This window comes from Hallella sp., from assembly GCF_037460745.1.
Lineage (GTDB): Bacteria > Bacteroidota > Bacteroidia > Bacteroidales > Bacteroidaceae > Prevotella > Prevotella faecis.
Genome location: NZ_JAXVAE010000035.1, coordinates 1 through 9,281, shown reverse-complemented (window position 1 = coordinate 9,281; position 9,281 = coordinate 1). Strand labels below are relative to the sequence as shown.

The 9,281-nt window shown below is 54.0% G+C and carries 6 protein-coding genes; 5 read left to right on the top strand and 1 reads right to left on the bottom strand.

Annotation, left to right across the window (positions count from 1 at the left end):
- Positions 1-359: 359 nt before the first annotated feature.
- Positions 360-1,532: an MFS transporter gene (locus WKK33_RS00770; RefSeq protein ID WP_337932052.1), complete on the bottom strand. Its 1,173-nt coding sequence runs from the start codon at positions 1,530-1,532 to the stop codon at positions 360-362.
- 210 nt (positions 1,533-1,742) lie between these two features.
- Here WKK33_RS00770 and WKK33_RS00765 point away from each other — a divergent pair, with 210 nt between their 5' ends.
- The 5 genes from WKK33_RS00765 to WKK33_RS00745 all read left to right on the top strand — a co-directional run bounded on the left by WKK33_RS00765 (position 1,743) and on the right by WKK33_RS00745 (position 9,198).
- Complete coding sequence (locus WKK33_RS00765) at positions 1,743-2,276, top strand: sigma-70 family RNA polymerase sigma factor (RefSeq protein WP_337932051.1); 534 nt, start codon at positions 1,743-1,745, stop codon at positions 2,274-2,276.
- A complete protein-coding gene (locus tag WKK33_RS00760; RefSeq protein WP_337932050.1) occupies positions 2,273-2,878 on the top strand; it encodes a hypothetical protein in 606 nt (201 codons plus the stop codon). The genes WKK33_RS00765 and WKK33_RS00760 overlap by 4 nt, the downstream gene beginning before the upstream one ends.
- Before the next feature lie 14 nt (positions 2,879-2,892).
- Positions 2,893-4,269 carry a hypothetical protein gene (locus tag WKK33_RS00755; RefSeq protein ID WP_337932049.1) on the top strand — a complete coding sequence of 459 codons (1,377 nt, stop codon included), beginning with the start codon at positions 2,893-2,895 and terminating at the stop codon, positions 4,267-4,269.
- A gap of 73 nt (positions 4,270-4,342) precedes the next feature.
- Positions 4,343-7,219 (top strand): hypothetical protein, encoded by a 2,877-nt coding sequence (locus WKK33_RS00750; protein ID WP_337932048.1) that lies wholly within the window; start codon positions 4,343-4,345, stop codon positions 7,217-7,219.
- 413 nt (positions 7,220-7,632) lie between these two features.
- The gene (locus WKK33_RS00745; protein ID WP_337932047.1) at positions 7,633-9,198 is read left to right on the top strand and encodes an AAA family ATPase; all 1,566 of its coding nucleotides are present in this window, start codon (positions 7,633-7,635) and stop codon (positions 9,196-9,198) included.
- Positions 9,199-9,281 lie beyond the last annotated feature (83 nt).

Below are 9,281 nucleotides of genomic sequence, written 5' to 3'. Positions count from 1 at the left end.
TCCACCCTTGTTGCTTGTACCGAGCAAGCAACGCTTCCACCGATTTCACCTTGCCATTCAGAGCCTCAGAAAGTTCATCTAAAGAGAATATCCGCAGGTTGTATAATATACTCAGCAGTTCTGTCATTGTTTCTGATTTTGCGCAAAAATACAAAGTATGGTTTGTTTATGAGGAAAATAAGAAACATTTTTATTGTTTTTTATAGGTTCTTTACCTTTTAGTAACTCCTCTGCGCCCTATAGTCACGAGTAGTCGCCTTACGGTTGTACTACGGCAAGGCTCTGCATGGCCTGTTCAACACTCAACCTTTAACATTCAACATTATGAGACCTGCGCCGCCGGCGCGGAGGATGAACCTTTATTTCCTGTTACATAGTGTGATGGCTAATGATATGAGCGCAAAGGTCATGCCCACGATGCACACACCTAACCAGTTGGCGCGGTTCCATACATATCCGGCACAGAATGTACCGAGTGAACCACCAATAAAGTAGGTAGTCATGAAGATGGTGTTGGCACGGTTGGCGGCTTGCGGAATCTCTTGCAGGCATCCGCTTTGGTTGCTGAGCTGCTGGCATTGCAGACCTATGTCGACCAGGATGATGGCTGCGATGAGCCCGGCGTAGGTGTCGCCGAAGAGCAAGGCTATAGCCCAGGCCACAATCTGCGTAGCCGCTCCGAACAGACTGAAGTTGTGAATGCCAAACTTGGGAATCTGTTTGCCTATGCCACTTGCCGCCACGGCGCCCATGATGCCGCAAAGTCCGAGCATTCCTACCATGTCGCTTCCTGCCCTGAAAGGTGGCTGGGCAAGATGAAAGGCGAGGCACGACCATATTGCCATCATACTGCCGAAACCGAAGGCGGCACGGATGGCGTAGATGCGTACCGAGGGGTGGAGCACCATGATCTCAGCCAAGGTGCTCATTAGTCCTCTGTACGTACCCTCATAGTTGCGCTTCATCTCAGGCATCATCAGTAGCATCACGCCCATGCAGATGAGCATCACGAAGGCGGCGACAAGAAACATCTCGCGCCATCCCAGCCATTCGCCGATGTAGCCGCTAATGACCCGTGAGGTAAGGATGCCCGTTAGCAATCCAGATAGCACAATGCCCATATTCCTGCTCTTGTTCTTGGGTGCCGAATACTGTCCTGCTATCGGGATGAAGAACTGCGGGATCACCGAACAGGCACCTATCAGCAACGAAGCCCCCCAGAGCATCCATACGTTTTGCGCCACAGCCATCACGATGGCCATTACGGCTGCGATGCTCATGTTGGCAATGATGAGTTTCTTGGGCGAGAACATGTCGCCCAACGGAATGAGGAAGAACAGGCCAAGCGCATAGCCTATCTGCGTGATCACGGTGATGAGGTTGGCGCTTTGCTCGGTAATGCCTATGTCATGGCGGATCAGTTCGAGCAACGGCTGGTTATAGTAGCAGTTGGCTACTGTGAGTCCTGCGATGACGGCCATCATCAGGAGAACGCTGCGGGGAATGCCCTGATTTTCTTTTAGCTGAATCATTTTGGAGGGTACGTTATTCTTTTTGGATAGCAAAATTACCACAAAGTTCTTTCAATACATAATATTGTCGTAACTTTGTGTTATATTGTAGCCATTTGTTTGCATGCTATCGGCCTGACACTCAACCCTGAAGGCGAGGAGCGCGGGTGGCGATGAAAAAAAACAGGGATTCGGGCGTAGCGTTTCCGGGTGTTAGGGTGTAATGTAAGTATGGAACGAGAAAAGTACATATCGTTGGTTGCGCAACTGCGGCAGGTAGCCGTGGCGAGGGCGTTGACGCTGCTTGGCGACCATGCCGCCGCCGAGGATGTGGCCGGCGAGGTGCTGCTGAGGTTGTGGGAGCGACACGACGGCCTGCACGACGATCCCGAGAAGGTGAGCCGCTTGGCCAGCGTCATGGCGCGCAACCTCTCGCTCAACCATCTGCGGCATCGCCGACGGCATCCCATCATGCGCATCTTCCATCGCAAGCAGAACGACGAGGACGACGCCTTCAACATTCCCGACCTCCCCGCGCCGCGCACCCCACAACAGGATGTGGAAGACCAAGAAACGGGCCACATCGTGCGTTGCGCCATGGCCCAACTGCCCTACAACTGGCGGAAAGTGGTGGAGATGCGCGAATACGAAAAGATGAGTTTTGCGGAGATCGCCCGGGTGCTTGGCACCACCGAGTCGTCGTGCCGAGGCCTGATGTCGAAAGCCCGCGCCCGTTTAGTTCAACTAATAACCCAAACGTCATGAATAAGGAGAAACAACACATACAGCAGTTGATCGACCGCTACATGGCAGCGGAGACCACGCAAGCGGAGGAATCCCTGCTTGCCGATTATTTCTGCACGCACCACGATGTGCCTGCCGAATGGCGCACGTTCTCCATCCTCTTCAGGGGCCTCAGGCAAGGCAAGGCCCAGGAGGCGCCACGCCGCAAGCCCACGCTGCTCAGGTGGAGCGCCGCCGCCGTGGTCGTCGTAGCAATGGGCGCCGGCCTGCTCTTCCTGCCAAGCGACCATAGCGACGTGGCCTCCACCAAACCCGTGGCCGTAGCCGTGCAACCCGCCCGGCAGTTGGTGGCCCCACAAAGCGTTGCCCCACAGCCCGAACGCCAAGCGCAGCCCGTGCGCTACGAGGCGGAAACGGGCGCCCAAATGGCACAGGCCGCCCGCTCCCACCCATCGAAACGGCGCGCGCGAAAGGCCCCCGCGCCCGTGGAGCCCTCCATGCCCAAGGAGCAGCACGTGCATGCCGCCCCCGCCGATTTGCAGGAGAACATCAACATCGACCAGGAGTTGCAGACCATGGAAGACAACATGGTGGCTATGATCGACGAATTTGAAAACATGTAAAAACCACAATGGATATGAAACGACAACTAATCCTTATATTTTGCCTCATCGCTCCCCTTTGCGTGTTGGCCCAAAGCCAAACCGACAAGACCGTGGAGGCCATTGCCAACTATCTGAACAAGCATTGCGCCTGGGGATATGTAACCGACGCCACTTGCGGCCGCAACCGATCGGTGTGGAGCCGTTACGGTGTCGACAACAAGAACATGCGTGCCACCGCAACGCTCTTAGACAGCATTCAGCCCCTGCTGAAACGGCTGCCCCACAAGCGCATGATGACCGACGAGCAGGCCGACGAGCTGTTCAAGGGACGCATAGCCATGCGCCTGCATCCGGAGCAAGGCGACACGTCGGCCTATTTCCTGATGGACTACGACCGCACCAACATGAGCTTCAAGTATGGCGTAAACAGTCCGCAGAGCATCAATATCGCCACCGAAAACTCGCGCAACCAGAGCATCCGTTTCGATTACGAGGATTTGCCAGCCGAGAGCGTGGCGCCCATATTCAGAAAGCTCAGCGAGATGGAACAGCGCAGCAACGTCTCGGTGATCGACACCGTGTTCGAATACCATGAGGGCGACAAGCCCGACTGGTGGACGGGCAGAAAAAAAGGAGAGGCCAGCCGCACGCCGACCCACGTGGTGCTGCTGCCCAACGTGCAAAAGAGCGAGCTCTACGCTTGGAGGCAGGTGTTCTACGCCCTGATTGGCAACCCCAACTTCACGCTCTACAACACCCACAACTATGAGGAGGGCATGGACTGGTCCAACTATGTTACGGCCACGTTCCGTGCAGGAGGTTCCTTCTATTTCTTCCATGTGGCCTATTTCCAGCAATGCCTTTGCGTGGTGCGCGTCAAAGTGCCCACGTGGGAGCAATGCGCCGTGGTGCCCGATGTGAAGCAACTCATAGAACATCTGCGGGGGAAACAGCCCGTGCGCCAAGGACTGCCCTTCGCCTCCGTGGAATTTGAGAATCGGATCGACTCGCTCATGGCTGCGCTCCAGGAGCGAAAGGACGCCGACCTTTGCGACACCACATTCTATAGCAACGACAGGGAAGGTCATGTGTGGTGGGATGGAATCAACGGTCGTTGCCCCACCCATGCCACCGTTGTGCGCACCCGCTATTCCAAGAAAGACCATGCGGCCTTGCGCCAGCAGTTGTTGGACGCTTGCCAAGGCAATGCACACCCCATAACGACCGACGATGAGGAATGTCAGTTTCTCCTATTGTCGTGGCGCGACATGGCGTTGCGCCTTCACGGCCTGCTCGTCTACTATTATCCCGACGGCCAACTGGTCGTGGTGCGCGCCGACGGATTAAACGCGTACCAGATTTGCATACCCCATTACAGCGCCGATTGGTTTAAGGCCAAGCGGAAATAAGATGAATCTATAATATCCTAACCCTCTTCCCCAATCGGTCGTAGGGCCGATTGGGGCCAAGCCCAACATTCGTATGAAACAATCCCTTTTACTACTGGCCATCATGGTCAGTACAGCCCTCACTGTGTCTGCCCAAAAACGGAAGATCGACCTCTGGGGCCACGTGTACGACCAAGTGACCCACCATGCCATTCGTGGCGCCAAGGCCACCCTGATGCTGGCCGACAGCACCGTTGTCGACTCGGCCAACTGCGGCTATTTCACAGGCGGCTACTATGGCACCGACGCCAACTACTGCTTCGCCATTCCGCGCCAACCGCAACGCTACATCATCCGAGTGACCCATCCCGACTATGAGCCTTGCTTTGTCGACTATGAGGTGAAAACGCCTGGCCGCAACACCTACTTCGACGCCCCATGGCATTACATGAAGCGAGCCAACGCCGCCGCGGCCCACAACGCTGCGGCGCCCCACCAGTCAGCCGCCGCCACCGACAGCCTGGCCGCCCCCCACCTGTTGGGCGAGGTGGTGGTGAAAGGCACCCGCATCAAGATGGCCTACAAGAACGACACCATCGTCTACAACGCGTCGGCCTTCCAGCTGCCCGACGGATCGATGCTCGACGCCCTCGTGCGGCAGATGCCGGGCGTGGAGCTGAAAGACGACGGCACCATCCTGGTCAACGGCGAGAAGGTCGACTTCCTCACGCTCAACGGCAAGGATTTCTTCAAGGGCAAGAACAAGGTGATGCTCGAGAACCTGCCGATGTATGCCGTGGAGAACGTGAAGGTGTATCGCAAGTCGACCGAGAAGAGCGAGTGGCTCGGGCGTGAGGTGGAGAAGAAAAACTTCGTGATGGATGTGCACCTCAAACGCGAGTACAACCAAGGCTACATGGCCAACGCCGAGGCGGCCGAGGGCACCGAGGACCGCTACACGGGGCGCCTCTTTGGCCTGCGCTTCACCGACGCCTCGCGCATCTCGGCCTTCGTCAACACCAACAATGTGAACGAGACGCGCCGACCCGGACAAAACGGCGAGTGGACGCCCGACAAGGCGCTTGGCAACGGCATGAACAAGACGGTAAACGCTGGCTTCGACCTCAATATCGACGACAAGAAGAAACGGTGGGACGAAAACATTACCGCCAACCTGGAATACAACCGCAAACAATGGAACGCAACCGAACTACGTGAAACGTTTGCTTCTGGTGGCAGTCTGTTTTCCAACAGCCACGAGTGGGGTGGCAACAAGGTGAAGCGAGGCGACGTTACCCATCGGTTCCGTTGGAAAAACATGTTCTCGCCCCTCAAGCTCACTCTGCAACAGTGGGTGCAATGGGGACGTTCAGAAAGCGACAACCACACCGAAACGGCGCAATGGCAGAACACCGACACGCTCAACCATACGCAAAGCAACCACACCGCACATCAGCCCTACACATGGAAGATGGGGGTTTCAAACACCCTTAACTACCGCATGCCATGGGGCGACGACTTGGAGTTGAACCTCAATGGCATCTACACTCGTGAATGCGGCGGAGACGAACAGAGAAGCACCCTTTACGACTATCCTCGCTGGCAGCGCAAAGTGTTTGTAGGGCGAACGGTGCGTGCCATCCCGTCAAACCAGTATATGCTGGATGCGCAAGCCTCCTACACCATTCATGCCCTAAACGATTGGAACTATCAGCTCAGCGCCTATGCTAACCAGATATTCAACAAAACGGATCATCAACACTCGCTTGCCGACAGCTTGGGATTGATGCACGACGACCCTGACAACACAGAACGCTACAACATGCTCAAACGCAATGGCATCCTAACCCTGCGAACCTATTACAGCAAGCAAGAGGGCGACCGCTACACGTGGTTCAACATGAGCGTGAGCGGCATGGTGAAAAGCGACCGCATCGATTACCACCACGCTCGCCTCGACACCATAGCCCGCTACACCGACCGCTTTGTGACTTACAACGCTAACTTCGTGCGCAACACCGCGCGGCATGGCTACGAGGTGACGCTCATGTCGAGTGTGAGCAGCGTCAATCATGTGCGCGAACGCATTCCCATCTATTCCACAGTCGACCCGCTGCTCATCACCCTGCACAATCCACATCTCGGCCATAGTCGTAACCACCACCTCTTGTGGACGCTGCGCACCACCGTGCCCGAGCGCCAGCAGAACCTCACGCTCAACGGCCGCGCCACCATCACCCTCAACAAGATAGGCCAGCGCCAGGGCTACAACACCACAACGGGAGCCTTCACGCAGATGCTCGACAACGTGAGTAGGCCGTCGTGGAACCTCAACCAGGAGGCCCACTTCAACCGCCCGCTCGACACGAAGAAGCGGCTCGCGCTCGACGCCCATTCGCGCATAAACTATGAGGAAGACAACGACTTTGATGTGGTGCAATATTCCGCGTCGAACGGCCAGTCGGCGGAGGCCTTGCTGAAAAGCGCGCCCCGGTCTACCGTGCGCACCCTCCTCAACACCGAGGACCTGCGACTCACCTACCGCATCGATCGATTCGACCTCGCGGCCACGGGCCATTTTGCCTATCGCCACAGCACGAGCAACCGCGCCAACTTCACCACGCTCAACATCTACGAGTACAACTATGGCTTCGCCCTCAACTGCCGTTTGCCTTGGAAGCTCCAACTGGCCGCCGACGCCAAGATGTACAGTAGGCGCGGCTACTACAGCGCGGCGATGAACACCGACGACCTTGTGTGCAACGCCTCCCTCTCCCGGTCGTTCCTGAAGGAGATGCTCGCCGTGCGCCTCGAAGCCTTCGACCTTTTCCACCAGCTTCGCAGCACCGAGTACACGCTCAATGCCCAGGGCCGTGTGGAGAGCTGGCGCAAGAGCATCCCTTCTTACCTCATGCTCCATGTAAGTTGGCGGTGGAGCCACATGCCCAAGAAGAAATCGCAAAGAACATGACATATAGTTAAGTGATCATTTTTATTCTAACAGCCTATAGGCGCCCAGCCCCGCCGCGTTGTGACAATGCGGCGGGGCTTACTCTTCCCATTTCGGCCCAACGACCGGCAGGGGGTGATAATCTAACGGACGATAGATGATAATCCCCAATCGGTCATTAGACCGAAATAGGTAAAAAGGTAGGTTGTTATTAATTCTTTCCAACTCTTGTCAGCGTTTCTTTCGGCATCTTGCTTCCATTCGCGTTTCGACATAGCCCGCTATGCCTTTGGGCGCTACTGTCGCAACCTGCTCGAAACAAACACTAACAAGAATTGAAATCTAACGACCGATTTGGGATAATTGCGGACGATTATTTGCGTATGTCAACTAATAACCGTAAATTTACGGTGGAAATACAATCGCCGACGATTATGGCACTCAAGTTATATCCATTAGGCTTACAGACTTTTGAGCGAATCCGCAAGGAAGATAAGCTCTATATCGACAAGACGGAATACGTTTACCGCCTGACCCACACCAGCGGCACCTATTTCTTCTTGCGACGTCCACGCCGTTTTGGAAAATCCCTGTTTCTAACCACCCTCCAAAGTTACTTTGAAGGCAAGAAAGACTTATTCAAAGGACTTGCCATCGAACAGCTGGAAAAGGAGTGGGCCGAATATCCTGTGCTCCACTTTGATTTGAGTGGAGGCAAACACATGGATAAGCAACAGTTGGAACGGTATCTCGCATTCATTCTGGAAACAGAAGAGAAGAAATGGGGTGTCACACAGCCACAAATAGATGCCAACAACCGATTGACAGAACTGATCAATACGGCATACGAGAAATCTGGCAGACAGGTTGTTGTGCTTATCGATGAATATGATGCGCCCATGCTGGATGTGGCTCACGAGCAAGAACAGTTGGATGCCTTGCGCAATATCATGCGCAACTTCTTCAGTCCTTTGAAATACAGCGAAGCGAAACTACGCTTTGTCTTTCTGACGGGTATCACCAAGTTCTCGCAGATCAGTATCTTCAGCGAACTGAACAACATCACCAACATATCCATGAATGATGACTATGCTGGTATCTGTGGCATCACCAAAGAAGAGCTCTTGACGCAAATGTCGGACGATATCGAAGCGCTTGCCCGAAGAAGAAACATAACGAAAGAGCAAGTAATCGACAAGTTGAAAGAGAATTATGACGGCTATCATTTCACAAGATTCTCACCCGATATATTCAATCCGTATAGCCTGTTGAGTTGCTTTACGGAAAACGAGTTCGGTTCCTATTGGTTTACTTCCGGCACTCCAACTTATCTCATCAATATGATGCGCAAATATCAGGTAGTTCCTACAGATGTCATCACCCGAGTGGAGGCTGATGCCAGCGAGTTTGATGTTCCTACGGAGAATATGCCAACCATCATGCCGCTGCTTTACCAAAGTGGATATATCACAATCAAGGAATATCATGAAGACTACAACTATTACGTTCTTGATGTTCCTAACAAGGAGGTGAAAATGGGACTGACCAAGGCACTGATTCCATCATACGTCACACAAAATACACTTGCAACAACCAATACAGCCCGTCGTATCGCACAGGCATTGGATAAGCAGAATATGGAGGAGGCCTTAACCTTACTCCAGACATTTCTGGCAACAGTTCCTTACTGCAACAACGCTCATTATGAGGGACATTACCAGCAGATGCTCTTCATCATATTCTCTCTGCTTACAGACTATCAGGTGGACGTTGAGGTTCATACACCCAACGGTAGGGTTGACATCGTGTTGCTCACCCATACAGACATCTTCCTGTTGGAGATTAAGTTGGGCAAGAGTGCACAGTGTGCCATGCGGCAAATCAACCTGAAGAACTATCACAAACGCTTTGCGCTAAGCGGCAAGCCAATAACCAGGGTTGGCATCAACTTCGACTGCACTACTGGGAATATCGAAAACTGGGTAATCGAAAAAGCATAATTTCCTTTTTATATACACAAAAGTGTAATAACATTCTCGCGAACCTTGCGGAAGGCAAGGAGGTGAAATACTTCCCCAAGTTC